Source organism: Acidimicrobiales bacterium (assembly GCA_040219085.1).
Classification (GTDB): Bacteria; Actinomycetota; Acidimicrobiia; order Acidimicrobiales; family JAVJTC01; genus JAVJTC01.
The window spans coordinates 103,988-128,813 of record JAVJTC010000002.1 but is presented as its reverse complement, the minus strand read 5'-3'; the positions used below and the strand labels follow the sequence as shown (position 1 = coordinate 128,813).

At 68.5% G+C, this 24,826-nt stretch carries 26 protein-coding genes and 1 tRNA gene; 9 read left to right on the top strand and 18 right to left on the bottom strand.

Annotated features, from left to right (window positions below; all coding sequences use genetic code 11):
* Positions 1–35: 35 nt before the first annotated feature.
* Genes uvrA through coaE form a run of 3 tightly spaced genes read right to left on the bottom strand, consistent with a single transcriptional unit; the run spans position 36 to position 5,675 of the window.
* Positions 36–2,921, bottom strand: a complete 2,886-nt coding sequence (uvrA, locus tag RIE08_00710) for an excinuclease ABC subunit UvrA (GenBank protein ID MEQ8716108.1) — start codon at positions 2,919–2,921, stop codon at positions 36–38.
* A gap of 4 nt (positions 2,922–2,925) precedes the next feature.
* The gene (uvrB, locus tag RIE08_00705; protein ID MEQ8716107.1) at positions 2,926–5,007 is read right to left on the bottom strand and encodes an excinuclease ABC subunit UvrB; all 2,082 of its coding nucleotides are present in this window, start codon (positions 5,005–5,007) and stop codon (positions 2,926–2,928) included.
* 35 nt (positions 5,008–5,042) lie between these two features.
* Positions 5,043–5,675 (bottom strand): dephospho-CoA kinase, encoded by a 633-nt coding sequence (gene coaE / locus RIE08_00700; protein ID MEQ8716106.1) that lies wholly within the window; start codon positions 5,673–5,675, stop codon positions 5,043–5,045.
* Positions 5,676–5,790: 115 nt separating this feature from the next.
* Between coaE and RIE08_00695 the strand changes: the two genes are divergently transcribed.
* Positions 5,791–6,486, top strand: coding sequence for a response regulator transcription factor (locus tag RIE08_00695; GenBank protein ID MEQ8716105.1), 696 nt, complete (start codon positions 5,791–5,793; stop codon positions 6,484–6,486).
* Positions 6,487–6,522: 36 nt separating this feature from the next.
* Here the strand turns inward: RIE08_00695 and rpsA are convergent, their stop codons facing one another.
* From rpsA to RIE08_00665, 6 genes are all read right to left on the bottom strand, one after another.
* Positions 6,523–8,037 (bottom strand): 30S ribosomal protein S1, encoded by a 1,515-nt coding sequence (gene rpsA / locus RIE08_00690; GenBank protein MEQ8716104.1) that lies wholly within the window; start codon positions 8,035–8,037, stop codon positions 6,523–6,525.
* 144 nt (positions 8,038–8,181) lie between these two features.
* The gene (locus tag RIE08_00685) at positions 8,182–8,931 is read right to left on the bottom strand and encodes a class I SAM-dependent methyltransferase (protein MEQ8716103.1); all 750 of its coding nucleotides are present in this window, start codon (positions 8,929–8,931) and stop codon (positions 8,182–8,184) included.
* Positions 8,932–8,944: 13 nt separating this feature from the next.
* Positions 8,945–11,626: a DNA polymerase I gene (gene polA / locus RIE08_00680; protein MEQ8716102.1), complete on the bottom strand. Its 2,682-nt coding sequence runs from the start codon at positions 11,624–11,626 to the stop codon at positions 8,945–8,947.
* A gap of 13 nt (positions 11,627–11,639) precedes the next feature.
* Positions 11,640–12,221 carry a response regulator gene (locus RIE08_00675; protein MEQ8716101.1) on the bottom strand — a complete coding sequence of 194 codons (582 nt, stop codon included), beginning with the start codon at positions 12,219–12,221 and terminating at the stop codon, positions 11,640–11,642.
* Complete coding sequence (locus RIE08_00670; GenBank protein MEQ8716100.1) at positions 12,218–12,511, bottom strand: hypothetical protein; 294 nt, start codon at positions 12,509–12,511, stop codon at positions 12,218–12,220. Before RIE08_00670 ends, RIE08_00675 begins: the two co-directional genes overlap by 4 nt.
* Positions 12,512–12,566: 55 nt before the next feature.
* Entirely contained in the window at positions 12,567–13,967 is a 1,401-nt protein-coding gene (locus RIE08_00665; GenBank protein ID MEQ8716099.1) for a hypothetical protein, read from the bottom strand.
* A 153-nt stretch (positions 13,968–14,120) separates the two neighbouring features.
* Here RIE08_00665 and RIE08_00660 point away from each other — a divergent pair, with 153 nt between their 5' ends.
* Positions 14,121–14,705 (top strand): DUF5706 domain-containing protein, encoded by a 585-nt coding sequence (locus RIE08_00660; protein MEQ8716098.1) that lies wholly within the window; start codon positions 14,121–14,123, stop codon positions 14,703–14,705.
* A 17-nt stretch (positions 14,706–14,722) separates the two neighbouring features.
* Here the strand turns inward: RIE08_00660 and RIE08_00655 are convergent.
* Positions 14,723–14,809: transfer RNA gene (locus RIE08_00655), tRNA-Leu, on the bottom strand.
* Positions 14,810–15,017: 208 nt separating this feature from the next.
* On the opposite strand from RIE08_00655, the gene fabD reads away from it, so the two are divergent.
* From fabD to RIE08_00630, 5 genes are read left to right on the top strand one after another with little or no spacing between them, the layout of a single operon-like run.
* The gene (gene fabD, locus RIE08_00650; GenBank protein ID MEQ8716097.1) at positions 15,018–16,190 is read left to right on the top strand and encodes an ACP S-malonyltransferase; all 1,173 of its coding nucleotides are present in this window, start codon (positions 15,018–15,020) and stop codon (positions 16,188–16,190) included.
* A complete protein-coding gene (locus RIE08_00645) occupies positions 16,190–17,119 on the top strand; it encodes a beta-ketoacyl-ACP synthase III (protein MEQ8716096.1) in 930 nt (309 codons plus the stop codon). The genes fabD and RIE08_00645 overlap by 1 nt, the downstream gene beginning before the upstream one ends.
* Entirely contained in the window at positions 17,116–17,826 is a 711-nt protein-coding gene (fabG, locus tag RIE08_00640; GenBank protein MEQ8716095.1) for a 3-oxoacyl-ACP reductase FabG, read from the top strand. The genes RIE08_00645 and fabG overlap by 4 nt, the downstream gene beginning before the upstream one ends.
* Positions 17,827–17,861: 35 nt before the next feature.
* Positions 17,862–18,098 carry an acyl carrier protein gene (gene acpP, locus RIE08_00635; protein ID MEQ8716094.1) on the top strand — a complete coding sequence of 79 codons (237 nt, stop codon included), beginning with the start codon at positions 17,862–17,864 and terminating at the stop codon, positions 18,096–18,098.
* 1 nt (position 18,099) lies between these two features.
* The gene (locus tag RIE08_00630; protein MEQ8716093.1) at positions 18,100–19,278 is read left to right on the top strand and encodes a beta-ketoacyl-ACP synthase II; all 1,179 of its coding nucleotides are present in this window, start codon (positions 18,100–18,102) and stop codon (positions 19,276–19,278) included.
* A 14-nt stretch (positions 19,279–19,292) separates the two neighbouring features.
* Here the strand turns inward: RIE08_00630 and fabZ are convergent, their stop codons facing one another.
* From fabZ to RIE08_00610, 4 genes are all read right to left on the bottom strand, one after another.
* Positions 19,293–19,724, bottom strand: coding sequence for a 3-hydroxyacyl-ACP dehydratase FabZ (gene fabZ / locus RIE08_00625; protein ID MEQ8716092.1), 432 nt, complete (start codon positions 19,722–19,724; stop codon positions 19,293–19,295).
* A complete protein-coding gene (gene bcp, locus RIE08_00620; protein MEQ8716091.1) occupies positions 19,721–20,191 on the bottom strand; it encodes a thioredoxin-dependent thiol peroxidase in 471 nt (156 codons plus the stop codon). The genes fabZ and bcp overlap by 4 nt, the downstream gene beginning before the upstream one ends.
* Positions 20,192–20,304: 113 nt before the next feature.
* The gene (locus RIE08_00615) at positions 20,305–20,586 is read right to left on the bottom strand and encodes an HU family DNA-binding protein (protein ID MEQ8716090.1); all 282 of its coding nucleotides are present in this window, start codon (positions 20,584–20,586) and stop codon (positions 20,305–20,307) included.
* 151 nt (positions 20,587–20,737) lie between these two features.
* A complete protein-coding gene (locus RIE08_00610; protein MEQ8716089.1) occupies positions 20,738–20,989 on the bottom strand; it encodes a zf-HC2 domain-containing protein in 252 nt (83 codons plus the stop codon).
* Between the two features lie 74 nt (positions 20,990–21,063).
* Here RIE08_00610 and RIE08_00605 point away from each other — a divergent pair, with 74 nt between their 5' ends.
* Both RIE08_00605 and RIE08_00600 read left to right on the top strand, forming a co-directional pair.
* Positions 21,064–21,615, top strand: a complete 552-nt coding sequence (locus RIE08_00605) for a sigma-70 family RNA polymerase sigma factor (protein ID MEQ8716088.1) — start codon at positions 21,064–21,066, stop codon at positions 21,613–21,615.
* A 16-nt stretch (positions 21,616–21,631) separates the two neighbouring features.
* A complete protein-coding gene (locus tag RIE08_00600; GenBank protein MEQ8716087.1) occupies positions 21,632–21,922 on the top strand; it encodes a zf-HC2 domain-containing protein in 291 nt (96 codons plus the stop codon).
* Positions 21,923–21,931: 9 nt separating this feature from the next.
* Here the strand turns inward: RIE08_00600 and RIE08_00595 are convergent, their stop codons facing one another.
* Genes RIE08_00595 through RIE08_00580 form a run of 4 tightly spaced genes read right to left on the bottom strand, consistent with a single transcriptional unit; the run spans position 21,932 to position 24,790 of the window.
* Entirely contained in the window at positions 21,932–22,123 is a 192-nt protein-coding gene (locus RIE08_00595) for a hypothetical protein (GenBank protein ID MEQ8716086.1), read from the bottom strand.
* 51 nt (positions 22,124–22,174) lie between these two features.
* Positions 22,175–22,963: a tryptophan synthase subunit alpha gene (gene trpA, locus RIE08_00590; GenBank protein MEQ8716085.1), complete on the bottom strand. Its 789-nt coding sequence runs from the start codon at positions 22,961–22,963 to the stop codon at positions 22,175–22,177.
* The gene (gene trpB / locus RIE08_00585) at positions 22,963–24,117 is read right to left on the bottom strand and encodes a tryptophan synthase subunit beta (protein MEQ8716084.1); all 1,155 of its coding nucleotides are present in this window, start codon (positions 24,115–24,117) and stop codon (positions 22,963–22,965) included. The genes trpA and trpB overlap by 1 nt, the downstream gene beginning before the upstream one ends.
* Before the next feature lies 1 nt (position 24,118).
* Positions 24,119–24,790 carry a phosphoribosylanthranilate isomerase gene (locus RIE08_00580; protein MEQ8716083.1) on the bottom strand — a complete coding sequence of 224 codons (672 nt, stop codon included), beginning with the start codon at positions 24,788–24,790 and terminating at the stop codon, positions 24,119–24,121.
* Positions 24,791–24,826 lie beyond the last annotated feature (36 nt).

The following is a 24,826-nucleotide window of genomic DNA, read 5'->3' as shown; positions in this document are numbered from 1 at the left end:
TGACAGAACCCCACGATCCGCGCAAGGGAACGTGTCTACAGAGTACCCGCCGCTTCCAGTATCGGCCGCAGGAACTGCCCCGTGTAGGAATCGTCGTTCTTCGCCACCAGCTCGGGGGGGCCCTCCGCGAGCACCGTTCCCCCGCCGTCGCCGCCTTCGGGGCCCAGGTCGATCACCCAGTCCGCCGTCTTGATGACGTCCAGGTTGTGCTCGATGACGAGCACCGTGTTCCCTGCGTCCGTCAGGCGGCCGAGGACGGTCAACAGCTTGCGGATGTCCTCGAAATGCAGGCCCGTCGTCGGCTCGTCGAGGATGTAGATGGTGTGGCCGGTGGACCGCTTGGCGAGCTCCGAGGCCAGTTTCACCCGCTGCGCCTCACCGCCCGACAGGGTGGGCGCGGGTTGGCCGAGGCGGACGTAGCCGAGCCCGACGTCCACGAGGGTCTGCATGTGCCGTGCGATGGGCGGCTGGTTCGAGAAGAACTCGAGTGCCTCCTCGCACGACAGGTCCAGGACCTCGGCGATGTTGCGGCCCTTGAACTCGATGTCGAGGGTGTCGCGGTTGTAGCGCGCCCCCTTGCAGACCTCGCAGGGGACATAGACGTCGGGCAGGAAGTGCATCTCGATCTTGATGGTCCCGTCACCGGCGCACGCCTCGCAGCGACCGCCCTTGACGTTGAAGGAGAAGCGGCCCGGCATGTAGCCCCGCACACGGGACTCGTGGGTCTTCGCGAACAGCTTGCGGATGTGGTCGAAGACGCCCGTGTAGGTGGCCGGGTTGGACCGGGGGGTGCGACCGATCGGCTGCTGGTCGATGTTGATCACCTTGTCGAGGGCGTCGAGTCCTTCGACCGTCTTGTGGCGACCTGGGGCGACCTTCGACCGGTACACCGTCTGCATCAGCGACTTGTACAGGATCTCATTGACAAGGGTGCTCTTGCCCGACCCCGACACACCGGTCACCGTGACGAAGCACCCGAGTGGGAACTCCACGTCGATGTCGCGGAGGTTGTTCTCCTTCGCACCCCTCACCACGAGCCAGTCCCCGCCGGGCTTGCGGCGCATCGCGGGCACCGGGATGGACTTCCTGCCCGACAGGTACTTGCCGGTGAGCGACGAGCGGCTCTTCAACAACTTGGCGACCGTGCCCGAGTGGACGACCTCGCCGCCGTGCTCGCCGGCGCCGGGACCGATGTCCACGACGTGGTCACACGCCCGGATGGTGTCCTCGTCGTGTTCGACGACGATCACCGTGTTCCCGAGGTCCCGGAGCCGCAGCAGGGTCTCGATCAGACGGGCGTTGTCACGCTGGTGGAGCCCGATCGACGGTTCGTCCAGGACGTAGAGGACCCCGACCAGACCCGAGCCGATCTGCGACGCCAGGCGGATGCGCTGGGCCTCGCCACCCGACAGTGTCCCGGCCGAACGACCGAGGGTGAGGTAGTCCAGACCGACGTCGAGGAGGAACCCGAGGCGGCTGTTGATCTCCTTGAGGACCTCGGCCGCGATCATCGCGTCGCGGTCCGAGAGCTCCAGCCCCGCGAGGACAGCTGCCGCATCGCGGATCGACAGGGAACAGATCTCGCTGAGGTTGTGGTCGTCGACCGTGACCGCCAGCGACAGCGGGCGCAGACGGGCGCCGTCGCAATCGGGACAGTTCACCTCCCGCATGTACCCCTCGACCTGCTCGCGCACGGAGTCCGAGTCCGCGTCGGCGTGGCGACGCTGGAGATAGGGCACGACGCCGTCGAAGCGGGCGTTGTAGGTCCGGGTCCGGCCGTAGCGGTTCTTGTACCGGACGGTCACCTTCTCGGCGACGCCGCCGTGCAACATGATGTGGCGCTCGTTGGCCGTCAGGTCATCCCAGGCGACGGTGCGGTCGATACCGGCATCGTCAGCCACCGCCTCGACGAGGCGGCTGAAGTACCGGCTGCGGCCGCCGGCCCACGGCGCGATGGCGCCGTCGTCGAGCGACAGATCACCGTTGGGGACGATCAGCTCAGGGTCCACCTCGAAGACCGTGCCGAGGCCGTCACAGTGCGGACATGCGCCGTAGGGCGAGTTGAACGAGAAGTTCCTGGGCGCGAGCTCCTCGAAACTCTTCCCGTCACTGGGGCGGGCGAGGTGCTGGGAGAACGTGACCGTCTCGGCCTCGGTCTCGTCGTCATCGGCACGCGGGACTATCTCGATCTGCGCGACGCCGTCGGCCAGTCCGAGGGCGGTCTCGATCGAGTCCGTGAGGCGTCGTTCGATGCCGTCACGCAGCACGAGCCGGTCCACCACCACGGCGATGTCGTGCATCTCGTAGCGGGCGAGCTCGATGCGGGCCCGCCCCTCGTCGTCGGTCCCGGTGATCTCGGACAGCTCGTGGGTCTCGCCGTCGATCATCACCCGCGCGAACCCCTCGGCGGCGAGATCCGCCAGGAGACGCTCGTAGGTGCCCTTGCGGCCCCGCACCACCGGCGCGAGCACCTGGAACCGGGTCCCCTCAGGCAACTCGAGGATGCGATCCACGATCTGCTGGGGCGTCTGGCGGACGAGCTGCTCGCCTGTCTCCGGGTCGTGGGGAATGCCGATTCGGGCGTACAGGAGCCGCAGGTAGTCGTAGACCTCGGTGATGGTGCCCACCGTCGAGCGGGGATTGCGCGAGGCGCTCTTCTGGTCGATGGAGATCGCCGGCGACAGGCCCTCGATCAGGTCGACGTCGGGCTTGTCCATCTGGCCGAGGAACTGACGCGCGTACGCCGAGAGGGACTCGACATAGCGGCGCTGACCCTCCGCGTAGATGGTGTCGAACGCGAGCGACGACTTGCCGGATCCCGAGATCCCGGTGAAACCGATGAGCTTCTCGCGTGGCAGCTCGAGCGAGACGTCGCGCAGGTTGTGCTCGCGCGCACCCTGGATGACCAACCGGTCCGCCATCGCCTCAGCCCACCAGCTCCCGGAGCTCCCGCTTGAGCTCCTTGATCTCGTCACGCAACCGCGCGGCGTACTCGAACTTGAGATCCGCCGCGGCGTCGTTCATCTCGGTCGTCAAGGTGGAGATCAGCCTCTCGATCTGTTCGTGGGGGAGCTCTGACACGCTCTCGATGAGACGCTCACGCTCGCCGGGACGCATCCGGCGCTCACCGTCGCCGGGCACCGGCGCGGTGGCCGCGCCCGGCCGGATCATCGCGAGGATGTCGGTGACGGCCTTGCGGACCGTCTGGGGGTCGATCCCGTGTTCCTCGTTGTAGGCCTGCTGCAGACCGCGTCGGCGGTTGGTCTCGGAGATGGCCCTCTGCATCGAGTCCGTCATCTGGTCCGCGTACATCACCACCTGACCGTCGACGTTACGCGCAGCGCGTCCGATCATCTGGATCAGAGAGGTCTCCGACCGCAGGAAACCCTCCTTGTCGGCGTCGAGGATGGCGACGAGTGACACCTCGGGGAGGTCCAGACCCTCCCGTAGGAGGTTGATCCCGACCAGCACGTCGAACTCCCCGAGACGGAGATCACGGAGGATCTCTATCCGTTCGATGGTGTCGACCTCGCTGTGGAGGTAGCGGACCCGCAGGCCGAGCTCCAACAGGTAGTCGGTCAGGTCCTCGGACATCTTCTTCGTCAACGTGGTGACGAGGATCCGACCCCCCGCCTCGGTCCGCTCGTTGATCTCGCCCACCAGGTCGTCGATCTGGCCCTTCGTCGGCCGCACGATCACCTCGGGGTCGATCAGCCCGGTCGGGCGGACGATCTGTTCCACCACCTGATCGGACACGTCGATCTCGTAGGCGCCCGGCGTGGCCGACAGGAACACGGTCTGGCCGATGCGGGCCATGATCTCGTCGAAGGTCAGCGGTCGGTTGTCCGCCGCCGATGGGAGTCGGAACCCGTGGTCGATGAGGGTCTCCTTGCGGCTGCGATCGCCCTCGTACTGGCCGTGCATCTGGGGTACCGCGACGTGGGACTCGTCGATGACGGTCACGAAGTCCTCGGGGAAGTAGTCCAGCAGCGTGAACGGCGGCTCCCCCGGCGCACGACCGTCGATCGGCGCCGAGTAGTTCTCGATCCCGTTGCAGTAGCCGACCTCGGCCATCATCTCGAGGTCGTACTCGGTGCGCATCCGCAGGCGCTGGGCCTCGAGGAGCTTCCCCTCCTCCTCGAAGCGGGCGAGCTGGGTCTGCAACTCCTTCTCGATGCGACCCATGGCGGCCCTCATCCGCTCCTCGGACGCGACGTAGTGGGTGGCCGGGAAGACGACGAGTTCGTCCACCGTGCGCAGGCGCTCACCGGTGACCGGGTCGACGATCGAGATCTGTTCGACCTCGTCGCCGAAGAACTCGATGCGTGCGACCGTCTCCTCGTAGGCCGGGTGGACCTCGAGCGTGTCCCCACGGACACGGAACTTGCCGCGCACGAGATTGGCGTCGTTGCGCTCGTACTGGATGTCCACGAGCTGGCGGAGGATGTCCCGCTGGTCGTGCGACTCCCCCACCCGTACGACGCACAACTGCTCGCGGTACTCGTCGGGACCACCGAGGCCGTAGATGCACGAGACCGACGCGACGACGATCACGTCCCGGCGGGTCAGCAGCGCCGACGTGGACGCATGGCGGAGCCGGTCAATCTCGTCGTTGACCGACGAGTCCTTCTCGATGTAGGTGTCGCTCGAGGGCATGTACGCCTCGGGCTGGTAGTAGTCGTAGTAGGAGACGAAGTACTCCACCCGGTTGTCGGGGAAGAACTCCCGCAGCTCGTTCGCCAGCTGGGCGGCCAGCGACTTGTTCGGTGCGATCACGAGCGTCGGCCGCTGCACCTTCTCGATGGTCCACGCGATGGTGGCGCTCTTGCCCGACCCTGTGATCCCCAGCAGGGTCTGGAAGCGGTCGCCACGCTCGAGCCCCTTGCTCAGCGCCTCGATGGCGGCAGGCTGATCACCGGCGGGCTCGAACTCGGCGCGCATCACGAAAGCCGGCGACGACGGGGATGCCTCCCTGGCCGGGGAGGCTTTGGCCGGGGAAGTGCTCACCCGGCCGATCCTACCGACGTGGTGCGACAGCCTCGTCAGACATCGCGCAGATCCGGGGGAAGCGTGCCGGGCTCGGGCCGAGGAAGGCAGCCGATCCACTCCCAGCAACGGTCGACCTCGGCCGTCAGGTCGTCGGGGTCACCCGAGTTGTCGATGACGAAGTCGGCCGCTGCGAGGCGGTCGGCCCGCGATGCCTGCGCGGCGACGCGCGCCCGGGCGTCGGACTCGTCGAGACCGCGGCCCTCGACCAATCGCCGCACGGCCACCTCGGGATCGACATCGACGACGATCACGGCCACGTCGCGGTAGCCGCCCTCCACGAGCAGCGGTATGTCGAGCACGACCGTCTCGTCGGTCCCCGCCAGGGACCGACGGCGCCGCGTCATCTCGGCCACGACGGCCGGGTGGACCAGGGAGTTGAGAGCGGCCAGTTCGTCGGGGTCCGAGAAGACGACGGACGCGACGGCGGGCCGGTCCAGCGTTCCGTCCGGGCCGACGATGCTCGGCCCGAAGTGGGCGACCATCGCGTCGAAGACGGGTTCACCGGGCTCCTGGAGCTCGCGCACGATCGCATCGGCGTCGATGAGGACCGCCCCCCGCGCGACCAGCAGCGTGGCCACCGTGGACTTGCCTGCGCCGATTCCCCCGGTGAGTCCGACTTCCAGCATCCGCCCGAAACTACAGGCTCATATGGGCCGGATGACTCAACACGACACCCCGACCTGCCGATATCAGTCCCACGAAGGACGGGTCAGACGCCGCCGAGCCACTGGGAGGGGCTGAATGACGTATCGGCTTCTCATCGTGGACGACCACACACTGATGCGCGAGAGCGTCCACCGGGCGTTCGTCGAGGCCGGTGTCGATGTCGTGGGCACCGCAGCCACCGGGCGTGAGGCACTCGAACGCGCACGTGAGGTCGAGCCGGACGTCGTGCTCACCGACATCTCGATGCCCGACATGGACGGCCTCGAGGCCTGCAGTCGCATCCGCGACCTGCTCCCCGGCACCCGGGTCGTCATCCTGACCATGCACACCGAGCGCGAGATGCTGACCCGCGCGGTGCGCGCGGGAGCGTGTGGCTATCTCCTCAAGACCTGCTCGATGCGTGAGCTCGTGACGGCGACCCGACTCGCCGCCGAGGGCCAGACGGTCATCGACCCGCACATGAAGCCGCACCTCGCGCGTCCCGCCGGCGGCGGTTCCCGTTCCGAGACGACGCCGCGAACCTCCAACGGTGCCACCCACCACAGCGGCAACGGCCGCACGCGCACCGAGTCCCTCGTGACACCACGTGAGGAGGAGGTCCTCCAGTTGATCACCGACGGGCTCTCCACGACCGAGGTGGCCGAGCGGCTGTTCATCAGCCAGAAGACCGTCAAGAACCACCTGGCTTCGATCTACTCGAAGCTCGGTGTGCGTGACCGGACCCAGGCGGTCATCGAAGGTGTCCGCCAGGGAATCGTCGAGTTGACCTGAGCGGAGGCGGGGTCTCCCCCACCTCCGCCCCTGTGGTCAGGAAGTCGCTTCGTCGGCGGGCTCGCCCGGTACCGCAACCTCAGCAGCGGGCGGCTCAGCCTCGGCAGGCGCCGCAGCCACCTCAGCCTCGACAGAGGCCTCGGCGGGTGCCACCGCCTCAGCAGGCGCAGCAGCGGGTGGTGACGGGGCAGGCCCGTCCGGAGCGGCCGGGGCCGACGCGTCCGCACCCTCGCCGTACTCGGCGTAGTACGCGGCCCATGCCTCGTCCATCTGCTCGGTGGAGGCCTCGTCGCCCTGGGGACCGATGTAGTTGCCCTCGTCGTCGTAGGCGTGCTCGCCGAAGTGCTCCTGGTACTCCGCGGCGACAACGCCACCTTCGGCCGCCTGCTTGATCGAGAGGCTGATCCGACGGCGCTGGAGGTCGATGTCGATGATCTTCACCCACAGCTCCTCGCCGGGGGTGACCACCTGCTCGGGGACGTCGACGTGGTGCGTCGACATCTCCGAGATGTGCACCAGTCCCTCGATGGACTCACCGACCTGCACGAACGCACCGAAGGGCACCAGCTTGGTGACCCGGCCGTAGACGAGCTCGCCGACGCGGTGGTTGGAGGCGAACTCCTGCCAGGGATCCTGCTGGGTGGCCTTGAGCGAGAGGCTGATCCGTTCACGGTCGAGATCGACTTCGAGGACCTGGATCTCGACCTCGTCACCGACGGAGACGACCGAGCTGGGGTGGTCGACGTGCTTCCAGGACAGCTCCGAGACGTGGACGAGCCCGTCCATCCCACCGAGGTCCACGAAGGCACCGAAGTTGACGACCGAGGAGACGACGCCCTTGCGTCGCTCGCCCGGCTTGAGGTTGTCGAGGAACTCCTCGCGCTGTTCCTTCTGGGTCTCCTCGAGCCATGCCCGACGGGACAGGACCACGTTGTTGCGGTTCTTGTCGAGCTCGATGATCTTGGCTTCGATCTCCTGGCCCACGTAGGGCTGGAGGTCACGCACGCGGCGCAACTCGACGAGGGATGCGGGCAGGAAGCCGCGCAGCCCGATGTCGACGATCAGACCGCCCTTGACGACCTCGATCACCGGCCCGGTCACGACACCTTCGGCTTCCTTGATCTCCTCGATCCGGCCCCACGCACGCTCGTACTGGGCGCGCTTCTTGGACAGGATCAGGCGACCCTCCTTGTCCTCCTTCTGGAGAACGAGGGCCTCGACCGAATCACCGACGCTGACGACCTCGGAGGGATCCACGTCGTTGCGGATCGACAGTTCCCGCGCCGGGATCACGCCCTCGGACTTGAAGCCGATGTCGAGCAGCACCTCGTCCGCGTCGACCTTCACGACGATCCCGTCGACCAGCGCGCCGTCCTCGACCGAGACCATGGTGGCGTCGTATGCCGACTCGAGTTCGGTGTCGGGGATGTCCTCCCCGACGATCTGGCGTGGGATGTACGTGCCGTCGGGAGCGAAGGTCCCGAACTGGGAGTCGTCGAGCGTGGCGACGGATCCTGGGGCGGCGGTCTCGGGTGTGGGCTGGTCGGACACGGATTCTCGTTTTCGGATTCGGACAGGGACGACGGTCACCCACCTCGGGACCGGACATCGGTCGGGTGGACACGGGCCACTTCGGCCTCGGACCGGGTTTCGATGCTACCAGCGGCCCGCCTGCACGCAATGGGCGGCGGATGCTCAGCGCGGTCTGGCGGTCAGCAGGAACTCGGGCTCGTCGATCGACGGCGGACGCCGACCGTAGCGACCCGGCGTGACCGACCAGATCTCGTCGACGGCCAGGCCGGCATCGGCTGCCAGCAGCCGCAGTTCACGTGGGGTCAGACACGCCGTCCAGAGGTCGAACGTCCGGACCGAGCCGTCCTGCCCGATCATCTCCGGCTCCTCGTGGTGCACTCCGGTCGAGGCGTCGAAGCCGTGACCCTCGGTGAGGTCCCGGACCTGGAAGTACGCGGAGAACGCCGACACGGCGAGGCGTCCGGACCTGCGCAGCGAGCGCGCCATCGCCGTGAGGATCGTCGCGTCACCCGCGATGACGTCGTCGGCCGACACCTGGGCCGCCGAGCTGATCCCGAAGGCTCCCTGACACAGCGAGATCGCCGCATCGAACGAACCGACCTCGTCGATGGTGCGGGCGTCCGCACAGACCACGGTCAGGCCCGGCGGGGCGTCGCGCCGGGCGATCTCGACGAAGCGGGGCGAGATGTCGACGCCGACGACCTCGAAACCCCGTTCGGCCAGAACCCGGGCGTGACGCCCCGGTCCGCAGCCCACGTCGAGCACTCTCATCGGTGGTTCGAGTTCCAGCACCTCGACGAGGAAGTCCACCTCCTGGCGGGTCCCCCTCGTGAACGAGTAGCGCAGGTACGCCTCACCGAGGTGCTCGGCCACGGGGGCGAACCAGTGGCCCTCGCCGTGACCCCCCGTCATCGGTTCATCGCCGTCAGGACTTGGCGTCGGCCCAGTTGGGGCCGAAGGCCGGCTCGACGGCCAGCGGGACACGCAGGTCGAACGCCCCCGTCATCGCCGCGACGACGAGATCAGCCGCAGCGTCCTCCTCGCCGGCGGGCACCTCACACATCACCTCGTCATGCACCTGCAGGATCAGACGCGTCGCGAGGCCCGTCTCGTCGAGGCTCCGGTCGATCTCCACGAGGGCGACCTTGAAGATGTCAGCGGCGAGCCCCTGGATCCCCGCGTTCATCGCCTGGCGTTCGCCCGCCTGGCGGATCCGGAAATTCGACGACGAGAGCTCGGGGATCTGACGCCGCCGGCCGAAGAGCGTCTCGGTGTAGCCACGTTCACGGGCCTGGTCGACGGTGCGCTCCATGTAGTCGTGGACCGCCGGGAACGCCGTGAAGTAGGCATCGAGAATCTGCTGGGCCTCGTCGGTGGGGATCGACAGTCGCTGGCCGAGCCCGTAGGCCTCCATGCCGTAGGCCAGGCCGTACGACACCATCTTCGCCTTCGAACGCTGCTCGATCGTCACGGCGTCCGCGTCGACCGAGAAGATCCGCGATGCGGTGGCCGTGTGGATGTCGTCGCCGGCCTCGAACGCCGTGATCAGCCCGGGGTCCTCGGCCAGGTGGGCGATGCAGCGGAGTTCGATCTGGTCGTAGTCGGCGACGAGGAGCTGGTGGCCCGGCGCCGCCACGAACGCCCTGCGGAACGCACGCCCGGTCTCGGTGCGCACAGGGATGTTGTGCAGGTTGGGCGCGTCGGAGCTCAGACGGCCCGTGCGCGCGACGGTCTGGTTGAAGGTGGCCCTGATCCGGTCGCCCTCACCGACCTCGGCCAGCAGACCCTCGCCGTAGGTGGACCGCAGCTTCTCGACCTCGCGATAGTCGAGGAGGTTCTCGATGATCGGGTGCTCACCACGGAGCTTCTCCAGGGACGCGGCATCGGTCGAGTATCCGGTCTTCGTCTTCTTCTGCGGGGTGAGCCCCAGCCTGTCGAAGAGGACCTCGCGTAGCTGCTTCGTGGAGTTGACGTTGAAGTCCTCACCGGCGTCCTCGACGATCGCCGCCCGGAGGCGGTCGCATTCGGCGACGAGTCCGTCGCGCAGCGCCTCGAGCTCGGCGACATCGACGCCCACACCGACGTGCTCCATCTTGGCGAGGACCCGCACGAGCGGGATCTCGATGTCGTCGTGGAGAGCCAGGACCCCCTGTGCGTCGAGGGCCGCACGGATCGGGTCGACGAGATGCGCGACACCGAGCGCCTCGCGCCCCGCCGCGGTGGGCACCTCCACCGCCTCGCCGTCGAGATCGAGTCGGCCCTCCGTCGCAGGGGCGCCGTCGGGTAGCTCGCAGCGCGCATGACGGGCGAGGAGCTCGGGCAGGTCGTAGCGCTGCTCGGCGGGATCGAGGAGGTAGGCGGCCAACATGGTGTCGACCTCGAGCGTGCGCACGTCGACCCCGAATTCGAGCAGCGAGCGCAGCAGCGGTTTGGCGCCGTGCGCGGCCAGCGGTCGACCGTCCGCGGCGACGAGGTCACCGAGCGCTGCCGCGACGGCGGTGTCGGACAGCAGATCCGCCGGCACCCACACGACGTCGCCGTCGGCGGGTGACCGGACGAAGGCGACGCCCCCCAGCTCTGAGCGCCCCGGCGTGCCGCGCCACGCACCGGCGACACCGGTGGTCCCGTCTCCGGACGCGAGTGCCGCCAGCGCGGCGGTGGCCTCCGCGGCCGAGCTCAGGACCTCCACCTCGGCCTCGATCACGGTCAGCGAACCCATCGCCGGTCCGAGGTCGGTTGCGAACGCGTCGCCGAGGCGGTCATAGAGGGTGCGGAACTCGAGGAAGTCGAACAGCTTGCGGACCTCGTCGGTGTCCATCTCCGCGGCGACGAGGTCATCGACGGTCACGCCGAGATCGGCGTCGCGGATGAGGATCATCACCTCGGCGTTGAGACGGGCCTGTTCCTCGTTGGCCGCGAGGTTCTCCGCGAGCTTCGGCGTCTGTTCCGCGGCATGGGCGAAGATCCCGTCGAGGTCCCCGTAGGCGTTGACGAGCTTGGCGGCTGTCTTCTCCCCCACGCCGGGCACACCGGGCAGGTTGTCGGACTTGTCGCCGCGCAGTGCCGCGTAGGTCACGTAGTCGGCGGGGGCGACGCCCGTGCGGTCGGCGATCCCGGCCTCGTCGTAGAGGACGTAGTCGGACACCCCACGCTTGTTGTAGAGAACCCGCACGAGCGGGTCCTCGACGAGTTGGTAGGCGTCGCGGTCGCCGGTCACGACGATGGTCTCGTGTCCCGCGTCGCGTGCCTGGGTCGCGAGCGTGGCGATGATGTCGTCGGCCTCGATCCCGGCCTGCTCGAGGATCGGAATCCCCAGGCTCCCGATCACCTGACGGACCAGGCCCATCTGCTGACGGAGGATGTCGGGGGCCTCGGACCGGTTGGCCTTGTACGTGGGGATGCGCTCGTGACGGAACGTGGGCTGGGGCAGATCGAATGCGACGGCGATCCGGTCCGGCCGGTGGTCACGCGCCAGGTTGATCAGCATCGAGGTGAACCCGAAGACGGCGTTGGTGACCTGGCCACTCGCCGTCGCCATGTCGGTCGGCAGCGCGAAGAAGGCGCGGTACGTCAGTGAGTTCCCGTCGATGAGCATGACCGGCGCCATGGCCGGACCCTATCTAGGGTCGGAGGTCGCCGACGAGGATGTCGGCTGCGACCACCCGCATCGTGCGACGCTGCGCCATGGCCGTCTTCTGCATGAACGAGAAGGCTTCCGCCTCACGCATCCCGTGTTCGTCCATCAACAGGCCCTTGGCCCGATCGACGACCTTGCGTGTCTCGAGCCGCTCGGTGAGCTCGCGGGCCTCGCCGAGGAGGTTCGCGATCTCGGCGTGGCGGGCGAGGGCGACCTCGACCGCCGCGACGAGCTCGGCACGCTCGAAGGGCTTCACCAGATACGCCAGAGCTCCCGACGCCGTCGCCTCCGCGACGAGCTCACGCTGGGAGAACGCCGTCAGCACGAGCACACCGCACAGGGCCTCGGCGTGGACCTCCCGGGCGACGTCGAGCCCGTCGCGTCCGGGCATCTTGATGTCGACGAGCACCAGGTCGGGACGGTGGGCCCGTACGAGTCGCATCGCTTCGTCCCCGTCGCCGGTGTCGGCGACGACGTCGTAACCCTCGTCGGAGAGCATCTCGACCAGGTCCAGACGGATGATCGCCTCGTCCTCGGCGATCACCAGCCGGGGGCCGCCGTTCACGCCGGCCCCGCGGTGAGCCGGTCGAGCAGCTCGTCCTGGGACCGTTCCAGCTCGCGGATCTCCGCGACGACAGCGGCGTGATGACGACGCATGGCCTCCGCATGGCGGTCCGCGTCGCGATGGTCACGATCGGCCAACGGGGTCTCCGAGACGAGTGCGCGCAGCCGCGCGTCGTCGGCGTCGTCGGCGAGCCGCGCGAGTTGTTCGGCGGCCACGCTCAACTCCTCACGCAGCCGCTTCAGGCGACCGGTGACCTCCACGAGACGACGCTCGATGAGTGCACGCGACATCGCCGCAGTCTAAGGGCAGTGTCACCGGTGGTCGGGGCGGTCCGGGCTCCGACACTCAGAACCGGAGGATCCCGAGAATCTCGCAGCTGACGTCGAGGGCGCTGAGGCCGGCGGGTAGCTCCGAGAAGCTGTCGTGGTCGACGATGATCGTCTCGCCGACCTCCGCAGACCCGGTCAGCGCGTAGACCGAGTACACTCGCGCCCCTTCCGGATCACGGATCACATACAGGACGTCGAGCTCGATCGGCTCCGGGAACGGGTTCGTGACGACGAGCTCCACCTGGACGTCACCGAAGGAGTCCGCGCCGGTGACGATGCAGGTGTCACTGGCCACCGGAGATGACCATTCCTGTTCGAAGTCGTCGTCGGTGACACCCAGAAGCGCACATTCGAGATCCTCGGGTGACCGGCCCGGGGGGAGCACCTCGAACGTCTCGACGGCCAGCGCAATGGACTCAGCGGGAAGGAGCCGGTCTACGAACGTCGTGACGGTCGCGATCCGGGCCCCGTCGAGGTACAGGCCGATGATCGCTGTTGCGTCGACGACAGCCGGCGCACTCGAGGTGAATGCGAGATCGACCGCGACGTCGTCGAAGTCGGTCAGTCCCGCGACGCGGCACTGCGCATCCGGGGGGAACGGCAACACCTCGAAGAACGGCACGGCGGAATCGATCGGGCCGACCTCGCATGTGATGTCGGCGACGCCGACCCCGGTGGGCGCAGCGGTGAACGTGTCGGTCGGCAGCGACAGCTGTTCGCCCTCGGCCACGAGATCCACGAAGACGTCGGATTCGTCGAGCACGTCCCCGTCGGGACCGAGCACGAGATAGCCGATCAGGAGGGTCTCGGCGGTGATAGGACTCGTGACGTCGAGCGCGATCTGCATGTCGCCGAACGAGTCGATGCCCAGGTAGCGGCAGTTGTCCGAGACCGGGCTGGGCGTGTCCGTCGGCGTCGGATCCGGGGTCGGCGTGGTGGTCGCGGTCGGGTCAGCCGTCGGTTCAGCGGTGGCGGTGGGATCCTGTGGCACCGTGTCGGTCGGCGTCGCCTCCGCGCTGGGCTCGGGGGTCGCTTCGCTCGTCGCTGTCGGCGTTGGTGATCCGTCGGCGATGTCGATCTCGTCGGCGTCGTCCCCGCCGGATGTGGCGATCACGATGCCGGCGATGATCGCGCCCACCACGACCACCCCGACGACGATCAACAGGACGGGGTTGAGCTTCGAACCACCACCGGCTGTGCCGTCGCCACCCTCGACGGGGCCCGTCACCGCCGGTTGGGCGGCGGTCGGGGCGTAGGGGGTGAGCGGCTCGGGGTCCGCAGATGCCGTGGGGATCTCCGGCACTGCGCCGGGAGCACTCTCGGGTGGGTACCAACGCCCGTCGGAGGCCCGCCACCAACCTTCACCGGGGGCCGAGTCGCCCTCGACCCCCCACTGACCCGAGTTGTCGTCGCTCACGGCGGCAGATTAGCCCGGCCTTGGGCGATCTCCCGGTTAACCAGCGGTGAACGAGCGGGGAACAACGGCGCAGCGACTACGGATTCCCCTCCCTCAGCGTTGCAGGAACACTGCGCCTCGGATCTACTCGAACCCGACCACGGGAGGAACGAGGTGCCGACCACAGCCGACGACCACGACGCACACGCCACAGCGTCTGCGCACGTGGGCCAGCATCCGATGCGTCGCGTCGAGCCGCGACACTCCGTCGACTATGTGATGCGCACGACCCAGCAGAACCTCGTCACCCTCACCGGCCAGGCCGACCTCAAAGCCAGCATCGTCATCACGACGTCATCGATCCTGTTGTCCATCGGCGCCACCCAGTGGAACGACGCGGACCTGCGATGGGGAATCGGGGCGCTCGCGGTCGGTGTCACGCTCGCGTTGTTCATGGCTGTCCTCGCCGTGTTCCCCAAGTACAGCGTCGCTCCGCCCCGCGACGTGGCCTTTCCCGACGATGGGAACCCGCTGTTCTTCGGCCACGCGGCGCTCGTGACGAAGGATCGCTACATGAGCCGTCTCGCCGCTTCGCTGGAAGACGACTACGCCCTCTACGAGATGATCACCACCGACATCTACCAGCAGTCCTACTACCTGCTGCACGGCAAGTTCCGGTATCTGAAACTGTCGTACCTGTTCCTGGTTCTCGGCGTCGTCGCAGCCCTGATCGCGCAGGTTGTGTCGACGGCCACCTGACAGGGCGGACCGACAGCTGGTGCCCGGGGCGGGACTCGAACCCGCACGCCCTTTCGGGCAGAGGATTTTGAGTCCTCCGCGTCTGCCAGTTCCGCCACCCGGGCAACGAACAGCCGCCAGATCCTAGCGTGGCCCAGTGCAGCTTCCCGAGTGGTCGGCGGCCGCGCCACGGCGCACCGGCGTGCGCCTCGTCGCCGCCATCACCCGCGCTCTCGCGTTTCGTCGTAACCTCGGTGGTGCCGCCGTGAAACCTCCACACGCCGAGACGAGTCAGACCCCCGACCGAGTCCCCATGGGAGTACCTCAGCAGCGATGATCGCCTACACCTACCCCGGCCAGGGGTCCCAGGCGCCCGGCATGGGAGCGCCCTGGCGCAACCATCCGTCCTGGGAACTGGTCGACGAGGCCTCAGAGGCGTGCGGCCGTGACATCGGCCGTCTCCTGCTGGAGGCGGACATCGAGGAACTCACCGAGACCCGCAACGCACAGCTGGCGACTTTCGTCACGTCGATGGTCGTATTCGACGCGGTCACACGTACCGGTGTGACCGCGAACGCACACGCCGGGCACAGCCTCGGCGAGTACACCGCTCTGACCGCAGCCGGCGTTCTCGACTACGCCGACGGCGTGCGCCTCGTCGCCGAACGCGGCGAGGCGATGCAGATGGCCGCCGACGAGCGCACCGGCACGATGGCTGCGATTCTCGGCGCCGACGACAGGCACGTGGAAGACGCCTGCGACAGCGCTGAAGGCGAGGTCTGGGTCGCCAACTACAACGCTCCCGGACAGGTCGTCGTCGCCGGCGACCCCGACGACGTCGAGGCCGCGGGCCGCATCGCACGCGAGCGCGGCGCCAAGCGCGTCGTCTCGCTGCAGGTGGGCGGCGCCTTCCACACGCCGTTCATGCAACCCGCGTCGGACCGCCTCGCCAAGGCACTCGCCATCACCGATTTCCGAGAGCCCGACCATCCCGTCTATGCGAACGTCGACGCCTCGCCGTACCAGGGCGTGGCCGAGTGGTCCGATCTCCTCGCACGGCAACTCGTGAGCCCCGTGCGCTGGCGTCACACCATCCACCGCCTCGCCGACGACGGGTTCTCCACCCTGGTCGAACTCGGACCGGGCGGGGCGTTGCGCGGCATGGCCAAGCGGGCCGCACGGGAAATGACGAGCCTCAGTGTCAACGCGCCGGCCGACATCGACGCGCTCCTCGAGGCGATCGGCGGCACCCCCCACGACGCCCGCCACCACGAGGGCGAGATGCTCCATGCGACCGAACGCCTCGTGGTGAGTCCCTGCGGCGGAGTGTTCACCCCCGTCGACGACTGCCCCGACGGATCCGTCATCGCAGCCGGCAGGATCATCGGCCATGTGGCGGGAACCGAGGTCCGGTCACCGTTCGCCGGCGAGTTGATGGGCTACCTCGCCCTCGCCGACGAGCGGGTCACCCCGAGCCAACCGATCGCCTGGCTCCGGACCGTCTGATGCGCGCATCACGGATCATCGGCTGGGGGTCGCACCTTCCCCCGAAGATCGTCACCAACGACGACCTCGCGAAGTCGCTTGACACGAGCGACGACTGGATCGTCGACCGCACCGGCATCAAGGAACGGCGCATCGGCACCTCGACCACCGAGAGCGCCAAGCACGCAGCGGAGGCGGCGATCGCCCGGGCCGGCATCGACCGCGGCGACATCGACCTCCTCGTTCTCGCCACCACGACGCCGGACCGCATGGTCCCCGCGACAGCGTCGGGCCTCCAGCACCTCCTCGGCCTGAACTGCGCGGCCTTCGACCTCAACGCGGCGTGTTCGGGTTTCGTCTACGCCCTGTTGGCAGGACGCGGTTTCGTCCAGCAGGGGTTCGACACGGTGCTCGTCGTGGGGGCCGACACACTGAGCCGCATCACCGACTGGGAGGACCGCAACACCGCCGTCCTCTTCGGCGACGGGGCCGGGGCCGTCGTCCTTCAGGCCTCCGAAGACCGCGAGGACTCGATTCTCAGCTGGTCACTCAAGTCCGACGGCTCCCTCGAGGAGCTCCTCTACTGCGATCTCGGCGGCAAGATGCAGATGAACGGCCGTGAGGTCTTCCGCCGCGCCGTGCGGATCATGGTCGACACCACCAACGAGGTCCTCGAAGGAGCCGGGCTCAGCGCCGGCGACATCGACGTGGTCATCCCCCACCAGGCGAACATCCGCATCATCGAGGCGGCCTGTGACCGACTCGGGATCCCAGCCGAACGCGCCGTCGAGGTGCTGTCGTTCTCCGGCAACACGTCCGCCGCGACCGTGCCCCTCGCCCTGGCGGAGGCAGCGGACAAGGGTCGACTCGAGCGTGGCGACCACGCCCTGCTCGTCGGTTTCGGCGCGGGAATGACGGCCGCGGCCACGATCATCCGGTGGGACCCGTGAGCCGCGTCGCCCTCGTCACCGGCGGCAACCGCGGCATCGGCGCGGCCACCGCCCGGGCCCTCGCTGATGCCGGCCACCGTGTAGCGGTGACCTACCGCACGACGGAACCCACGCTCGGCGACGACATCGTGGCGGTCCGCTGCGACGTCACCGACGACGACGCCGTCGAGGAGGCCTTCAGCCGGGTCGAGGCGGAGCTCGGTCCGGTGGAGATCCTCGTGTCGAACGCCGGCATCACCGCGGACAACCTCGCACTGCGGATGGGCACGGAAGACTTCAGCGGCGTGCTCGACGCGAATCTCACGGGCGGCTTCCGGGTCGCCAAGCGGGCGCTCAAACCCATGATGCGCGGGCGCTGGGGCCGCATCGTGTTCGTGTCGTCGGTCGTCGGACTCGGGGGGCAGGCCGGTCAGGCCAATTACGCCGCTTCCAAGGCCGGCCTCGTCGGCCTGGCGCGCTCGCTCGCCAAGGAGTTCGCGTCACGTTCGGTGACCGTCAACGTCATCGCCCCCGGCCCGATCTCCACCGATATGATCGACGCGCTATCCGAGGATCGTCAGGCGGCGATGGCTGAGGCCGTGCCGCTCGGTCGATTCGGCACACCGGAGGAGATCGCAGCGACGATCACCTTCATCGCCTCCGAGGGGGCCGGCTACATCACCGGCGCCGTGATCCCCGTGGACGGCGGCCTCGCGATGGGCGCCTGAGATTCCCCACCCAACCACACCCCCGGAGGACAACTGTGAGTGACGACAAGTTCGAACGCTTCCGCAAGTGCGCTGTCGAGGTCCTGGCCGTCGACGGTGCGCTGGTCACCAAGGAGGCCAGCTTCGCGGACGACCTCGATGCCGACAGCCTCGACCTCGTCGAGTTCGTGATGGCCCTCGAAGAGGAATTCGACATCACGGTCGAAGAAGAGGAACTCGAGGGCATCGACACCGTCGGTGGCGCCTACGACCTCGTGACCTCGAAGCTCTGAGATGACTCGCCGTCGCGTCGTCGTCACGGGCATCGGCGTCCTCGCGTCGTGCGGGATCGGTCGGGACGCGTTCTGGGCCGGACTCCTGGCGGATCCGCCCGAAGGGGTTCGTCTGGTTCCCGACTTCGACCCACTCCCCTACTTCGACAACCCCAAAGACGCCCGCCGCCAGGATCGCTTCGCCCAGTTCGCCATCGCGGCCGGCGCAGAGGCGCTCGAGCAGTCCGGTGACCCCGGCGCGGACCCCGATCGGACCGGTGTCCTGCTGGGAACCGGCATCGGTGGGCTCCAGACGCTCGAGACGCAGGTCCAGGTCCTCCTCGAGAAGGGCCCGCGTCGCGTCTCACCGTTCCTCGTGCCGATGATGATGGCGAATGCCGGAGCGGCCGCCATCTCGATGCGCTACGGGTTCCGGGGCCCGTGCGAGACGGTCGTCACCGCTTGTGCGTCGAGCAACCAGGCCATCGGCAACGCGACCGAGATGATCCGAAACGGACGCTGCGACGTCATGATCACCGGCGGCTCCGAAGCGACGAACACGCCCACCGGCACGCAGGCCTTCATCAACATGACGGCGACGTCCGCGGCGGGTATCTCACGGCCCTTCGACGCGGAGCGTGACGGCTTCATGCACGCCGAGGGCGGCGCCATCCTCGTCCTCGAGGAACTCGAACACGCGCAGGCCCGGGGTGCCGACATCCTGGGCGAGATCGCAGGCTACGCGACGACAGCCGACGCCTATCACATCACCGCTCCCCGCCCTCAGGGTGCGGGCGCGGTGCGGTGCATGGAGATCGCCATCGAGAACGCCGAGCTGTCCGCCGACGACATCGTGCACGTCAACGCCCACGGCACCTCCACGCCCCTCAACGACGCTGCCGAGGCCGAGGCGATGGCCAAGGTGTTCGGCGAGCCGGGACCGCTCGTGACCTCCACCAAGGGCGTCACGGGCCACGCGCTCGGTGCCGCCGGGGCCCTGGAGGCCGTGGCCGTGCTGATGGCCATGGAGCACCGCCTGATCCCACCCACGGCCGGCTGGGCGACCCAGGACCCCGAACTGCCCACGATGCGCCTCGTGACGGGCTCAGCGGCCCCCTGGGAGCCCGGGCCGAGCCTGTCGAACTCGTTCGGCTTCGGTGGACACAACGCGACGGTTGTGATCTCACCACCGCCGACCTGATCCGTCGGCGCCGCTCAGCCCGCGGCGTCGACCATCACGAACATCAGATCGCATTCACAGGCGACGTTCCCGCCCACGAGGGCCCGCCCTGACCCCTTGCCGGCGCGAGCCGACAGACGGCCCATTTCGACCTCCAGATCCAGTCGGTCGCCCGGCGACACCTGACGACGGAAGCGGGCCCCGTCGAGCCCGCCGAACAGCGGGAGACGTCCGCTGAAGCGCTCGTCGCTCAGTACCGCGATCGCGCCCAGCTGCGCGATGGCCTCGGCCATGAGCACCCCGGGCAGGGTGGGTCGACCCGGGAAGTGGCCGCCGAAGAACGCCTCGTCGCCCGTGAGATCCCACCAACCCGCCGCCGAGACCCCCGGCTCGAGCGCCGTGAGACCGTCGACGAACAGGAACGGGGCACGATGGGGAATGACATCGGCGGGTGCCGGGAGGCTCACGAGTCGGCCTTCAACGCGGCAAGGAGCTTCTTGGGGGTGTCCTTCGGACTCACCTTGTACCAGGCGCCCTCGATCCGCCCCGTCGGCGAGATCAGGAACGCGGAACGGATGATCCCCATGTAGGACTTCCCGTACATCTTCTTCTCACCCCACACGCCGTAACGCTCGGCCACGTCGTGGTCGGCGTCCGACAGCAGGGTGAAACCGAGGCCGTGCTTGTCGTCGAAGGCCTTCTGACGGTCCGGTTCGTCGGGGCTGATTCCGATGATCACGGTGTCGCCCACCTCAGCGGCGATCTCGCTGAGCCCGATCGACTGGGTCGTACACCCGGGGGTCAGAGCCTTCGGATAGAAGTACACGAACACCCGCCGGCCCTTCAGGCCTGTGAGCTTCACCTTCTCGCCGGTCTGGTCGCGGAGCGTGAACTGGGGTGCCCGGTCACCGGGCGCGAGCTTCTGGTCTGCCATGGCGGCAACCTACCCGCACCGCCGGGGCTGGGCGAAGTGCGGGTGCGTGGCCGGACGCGACTGCGGGGCCACCGGTTCGGGGGCCCCGCAGTCGATCATCCGTAGGTTCGTGCTCAGGCGCCCTTGGCGGCCGCCTTCAGCTTGGAACCGGCCGACACCTTGACGGCCTTGGTCGCCGGAATGTCCAGCTCCTCGCCCGTCTGGGGGTTACGACCCTTCCTGGCCGACCGGGTGGTCTGCTCGAAGCTGATCCACCCGGGGATCTGCACCTTCTCGTCGCCGGCGGCGACGACGTCGGCGACGACGTCGAAGAGACCTGTCAGTACGGCATCGACGTCGGTCTTCGTGACGTCGGTCTTCTCAGCGATCGCTGTCACGAGTTCGCTCTTGTTCATCCAATTCTCCTGTTCGATGGCGATCATGGCCCGGGCCCGCGGACGGCCGGGCGAATTACAACGATGCAACGCGAGTACGAATAGCCCGGAAAGTCAAGCATTTCCCGCTCTGCAGTGTGGCGCGGGTCCGTCGCGAACCACCGCGCGCGTCTCAGCGAGGATCGCCGCGGGGCCCGGTGAGCTCCGCTGCGACCCATCCGCGCAGCCGCTCGAGGGCCGTCCGATCGTCGCGAGCGAGACGTGCCAGCGAGCGCTTGAGACGTCGGATCAGCACCACGGTGGTGCGACAGTCCGGGCACTCGTCGAGGTGGCGTTCCACGTCGGGAACGACTCCGGCGGCCAGTTCCGCGTCGACGTAGGCGTCGAGGCGGCGCCGAGTTCGCCGATGGCGCGTCGTCCGCATCACGATCGTGCAACCCATCGGACGGCCCCGCGATTCCCGAGGCCGCGCCGACGGCAAAGGTAGGATCGCTGCCTGTGACCCCTCCACCGGCCACGAACTCCGCCGAGGCGTTCGAGGCCCATGTGCTGCCCGAACTCGACGTTCTCTACCGCGTCGCGCGGTCGATCACCCGCAACCCGACCGACGCCGAGGATCTCGTACAGGACACCCTGTTGCGTGCGTACAGGGCCATCGACCGTTTCGACGGGCGCTATCCACGCGCCTGGCTGCTCACCATCATGCGAAACGCCCAGATCAACCGGGTCCGCCGCAGGCGCCCGGAGCTCATGCGGGATCCCGACACCACGCTCGAACGCCTGGCCGACGAGGACGCAGAGGCACTCGACGTCGAGGCTCTCGTCGTCGAGGCGACCTTCGACGCGACCGTGGCCGCTGCGCTCGACGACCTGCCCGAGAAGTTCCGCGCCGTCGTGGAGCTCGTCGACATGGAGGGCCTCGCGTACCAGGAGGCAGCGGATCGACTCGGCATTCCGGTCGGTACGGTCATGAGCCGTCTCCATCGCGCTCGCAGGCGCATGCGCGACGCTCTCGACGAGTCCGATGTCGCTCGGAGGTACCGCCGATGATCCAACGGAGCTCACCATGAGACTGCGGCGAGCCTGGTGGCGGCGTCCCGACACGCCCCTGAGCTGCCGCGAGGTCGGACGCGCCCTACAGGCGTACCTCGATGGAGAACTCGACGACGACTCGGACCTGGTCGCCGCCCATCTCGAAGACTGCCTCCGGTGCGGACTCGAGGAGAGCGTCTACACCGAGATCAAGGCGTCGCTCGCACGCGGTCCCGCCGAGACCGACCCCGAGGCCATCGCCCGACTGCGGCGCTTCGGCACCGAACTCGCCGCCAGGGGTCCCGGGGTCGACGACTCTCGCTGACGTGGACGGTCAGTGCACCGTCCGGAGCCCGAACAGCGCGACGTTCATGACCGCGAGGCCCCAGACGAAAAGGCGCACATCACGCGACGTCCCACGCATCGCGTACAGGACCACCGGCCACACGACGAGCGCCACGATCCACTGGATCGCCACCTGCCGGTCCGTCGCGGGCAGCGCCATGTCGAGGAGGAACTCACCCATGTTCCGCGGAACCCTCCAGCGGGCGCCGGTGATTCCGCGGGCAGGCGCCGGTCAGCCGGCGTCGAGAGCGCGGCGGAAATCGCCGACCACCTCGGCGACCCCGGCGGGGCCGTCCTCCATCAGGCGGCGCACGACCGCCGATCCCACCACGACGCCGTCGGCGTCCTCGCACACCTCGACGGCCTGGGCGGGGGTCGACACGCCCACACCCACCAGAACCGGGATGGACGCTACGGCGCGGGCACGCGCCGCGATCAACCGGGCCGACGTCGCCAACTCCGCGCGCTCACCCGTCACTCCGAGCAGGCCGACTGCGTAGACGAACCCGCGCGCTCGCGCCGCGATGCGCACGATCCGCTCGTCGGGGCTCGTCGGAGCCACGAGCATGACAGTGGCCACGCCGATCTCGTCCGCGACGGACGCCCACGGCCCGACCTCGTCGAGGGGCAGGTCGGGCAGGATCGCTCCCGAGATGCCCGAGGCCACCAGGCTCCGGGCGAACCGCTCGTGGCCCATGCGGAACGCGATGTTGTAGTACGTCATCACGGCGAGCGGAACGCCGACGTCGAGACCCGCCGCCTCTGCGATCAGCGACGGGGGCTCGGCTCCGGCCCGCAGTGCCAGCTCACTGGCGGCCTGGATCGTCGTACCGTCCATCACCGGGTCCGAGAACGGGATACCGAGCTCGACCGCGTCCGCGCCCGCGTCGACCGCGGCACGGACAGCGTCGACCCAGCCGTCGAGGCCACAGGTCACGTAGGGCACGAGACACCGTCCCCCCGCGGCCACCTTGTCGGCGAGCGCGGTCTGCAGATCGATCGGTGTGACCACGTCGGCCATCAGCCGAGGATGTCCATCATCTGCCCGACGTCCTTGTCGCCACGCCCCGACAGGTTCAACAGCACGAGCTTTCCGGCGAGCGCCGCCCGGTCCCGGGATACCCACGCGAGTGCGTGGGCGGGCTCGAGAGCCGGGATGATGCCCTCGGTACGCGCGAGTAGCTGGAACGCCTCGATGACCTCGGCGTCGGTGACCGACTCGTAGCGCGCCCGGCCACTCTCGGCCAGATGCGCATGCTCAGGACCGATCCCGGGATAGTCGAGACCCGCGCTGATCGACTCAGCCTCGAGGACCTGACCGAACTCGTCCTGCATGAGATAGGACAGCGAACCGTGGACGACGCCGGGCACACCGTGACCGACGGCCGCGCCACCTGCGGGTTCCACCCCGACCAGTTCCGCGTCCGTGTCGTCGAAACCGCTGAAGATCCCCGCAGCGTTCGAACCGCCTCCCACGCATGCCGTCACGACGTCGGGCATGCGGCCGTGACGCTCGAGCATCTGCGCCCTCGCCTCGGTCCCGATCACCCGGTGCATCTCGCGGACCATCCACGGGTACGGGTGGGGACCCATGACCGATCCGAGGCAGTAGTGGCTGTCACCGACCGTGGCGACCCAGTCCCGCATCGCCTCGTTGATGGCGTCCTTGAGTGTCCTGCTCCCGCTCAGCGCGGGCTTCACCTCGGCGCCGAGGAGTTTCATCCGGAAGACGTTGAGCGCCTGGCGCTCGATGTCCACCTCACCCATGTAGACGACGCACTCCATCCCCATGAGCGCCGCAGCCGTGGCCGTCGCCACCCCGTGCTGGCCGGCGCCGGTCTCCGCCACGAGGCGGGTCTTTCCCATCCGGCGTGCGAGGAGCGCCTGGCCCAGCACGTTGTTGATCTTGTGGGAGCCCGTGTGATTCAGGTCCTCGCGCTTGAGCACCAGCGTGAGCCCCAACTCGTCGGACAGGCGCGGCGTCTCGGTGAGCGCCGACGGTCGGCCGGCGTAGTCCGCGAGGAGACCGTCCAGCTCGGCACGGAACTCAGGATCGCCCCAGGCCTCCCTGAACGCCCTCTCCAGCTCCTCACACGCCGGTACCAGGGTCTCGGGCACGAAACGGCCGCCGAAGCGACCGAAGCGGCCCTCAGGGGAGGGTTCGAGCATCGCCATGTCAACGTCCTCTTTCGTCGCGCTGCCAGTCGTAGAGATCCTCGGGGGCCGTGACGGGCTCCCAGTCCCCCGTCGGGGCCGAACGGGCGGCCCGGATGAAGTCACGCACCAGACGCGGGTCCTTGCGGCCCGGTGACCTCTCCACACCCGACGACACGTCCACGCCCCACGGGTGAACCTTGGCGATCGCCTCGATCACGTTGCCCGGTGTCAGACCCCCGGCCATCACGATCGGGAGTCTGCGGGGGGCATCCTCGGCGAGTGACCAGTCGAACATCTCCCCCGAGCCGGGCGTCGCGGCGTCGATGAGCACGAGGTCGGGCTCGTAGTCCGCGGCGCGTTCGAGTTCCCGCGAGCCGGCCGGGAAAGCCTTGATGACTATCGGCACGCGCTCGCCCACCCAGACGCTGTCGGCGACCGACTCGTGACCGTGGAGCTGCGCGGCCCGCAGCCCGGACTTGGAGACGATCTCCACGACACGTTCCGGTGACTCGTCACGGAAGACCCCCACCGTGAGGATCTCGGGGGGGAGCCGCCGCACGATGTCGCCCACCCGTGTCGGGCTGATCTGGCGCGTCGACGGGGCCATGACGAAGCCGACGGCGTCGGCGCCCATCGCCACCGAGAGGAGCGCGTCCTCCTCTGTCGTGATCCCACATATCTTGACGAACATCGGCTCGACCCTACCTCCGGACGGGTTCCGGATCGG

What these genes read in the sequence shown, in the direction of transcription:
- RIE08_00630 (MEQ8716093.1), top strand. Translation starts at nt 18,100, where the DNA reads ATGACTCGCCGTCGCGTCGTCGTCACGGGCATCGGCGTCCTCGCGTCG.
- trpB (MEQ8716084.1), bottom strand. Translation starts at nt 24,117, where the DNA reads ATGGCGATGCTCGAACCCTCCCCTGAGGGCCGCTTCGGTCGCTTCGGC.
- polA (MEQ8716102.1), bottom strand. Translation starts at nt 11,626, where the DNA reads ATGGCGCCGGTCATGCTCATCGACGGGAACTCACTGACGTACCGCGCC.
- uvrA (MEQ8716108.1), bottom strand. Translation starts at nt 2,921, where the DNA reads ATGGCGGACCGGTTGGTCATCCAGGGTGCGCGCGAGCACAACCTGCGC.
- bcp (MEQ8716091.1), bottom strand. Translation starts at nt 20,191, where the DNA reads ATGGCAGACCAGAAGCTCGCGCCCGGTGACCGGGCACCCCAGTTCACG.
- coaE (MEQ8716106.1), bottom strand. Translation starts at nt 5,675, where the DNA reads ATGCTGGAAGTCGGACTCACCGGGGGAATCGGCGCAGGCAAGTCCACG.
- RIE08_00600 (MEQ8716087.1), top strand. Translation starts at nt 21,632, where the DNA reads ATGAGACTGCGGCGAGCCTGGTGGCGGCGTCCCGACACGCCCCTGAGC.
- RIE08_00685 (MEQ8716103.1), bottom strand. Translation starts at nt 8,931, where the DNA reads ATGACGGGGGGTCACGGCGAGGGCCACTGGTTCGCCCCCGTGGCCGAG.
- RIE08_00580 (MEQ8716083.1), bottom strand. Translation starts at nt 24,790, where the DNA reads ATGTTCGTCAAGATATGTGGGATCACGACAGAGGAGGACGCGCTCCTC.
- RIE08_00695 (MEQ8716105.1), top strand. Translation starts at nt 5,791, where the DNA reads ATGACGTATCGGCTTCTCATCGTGGACGACCACACACTGATGCGCGAG.
- fabD (MEQ8716097.1), top strand. Translation starts at nt 15,018, where the DNA reads ATGATCGCCTACACCTACCCCGGCCAGGGGTCCCAGGCGCCCGGCATG.
- RIE08_00670 (MEQ8716100.1), bottom strand. Translation starts at nt 12,511, where the DNA reads ATGTCGCGTGCACTCATCGAGCGTCGTCTCGTGGAGGTCACCGGTCGC.
- RIE08_00595 (MEQ8716086.1), bottom strand. Translation starts at nt 22,123, where the DNA reads ATGGGTGAGTTCCTCCTCGACATGGCGCTGCCCGCGACGGACCGGCAG.
- RIE08_00615 (MEQ8716090.1), bottom strand. Translation starts at nt 20,586, where the DNA reads ATGAACAAGAGCGAACTCGTGACAGCGATCGCTGAGAAGACCGACGTC.
- trpA (MEQ8716085.1), bottom strand. Translation starts at nt 22,963, where the DNA reads ATGGCCGACGTGGTCACACCGATCGATCTGCAGACCGCGCTCGCCGAC.
- RIE08_00610 (MEQ8716089.1), bottom strand. Translation starts at nt 20,989, where the DNA reads ATGCGGACGACGCGCCATCGGCGAACTCGGCGCCGCCTCGACGCCTAC.
- RIE08_00645 (MEQ8716096.1), top strand. Translation starts at nt 16,190, where the DNA reads ATGCGCGCATCACGGATCATCGGCTGGGGGTCGCACCTTCCCCCGAAG.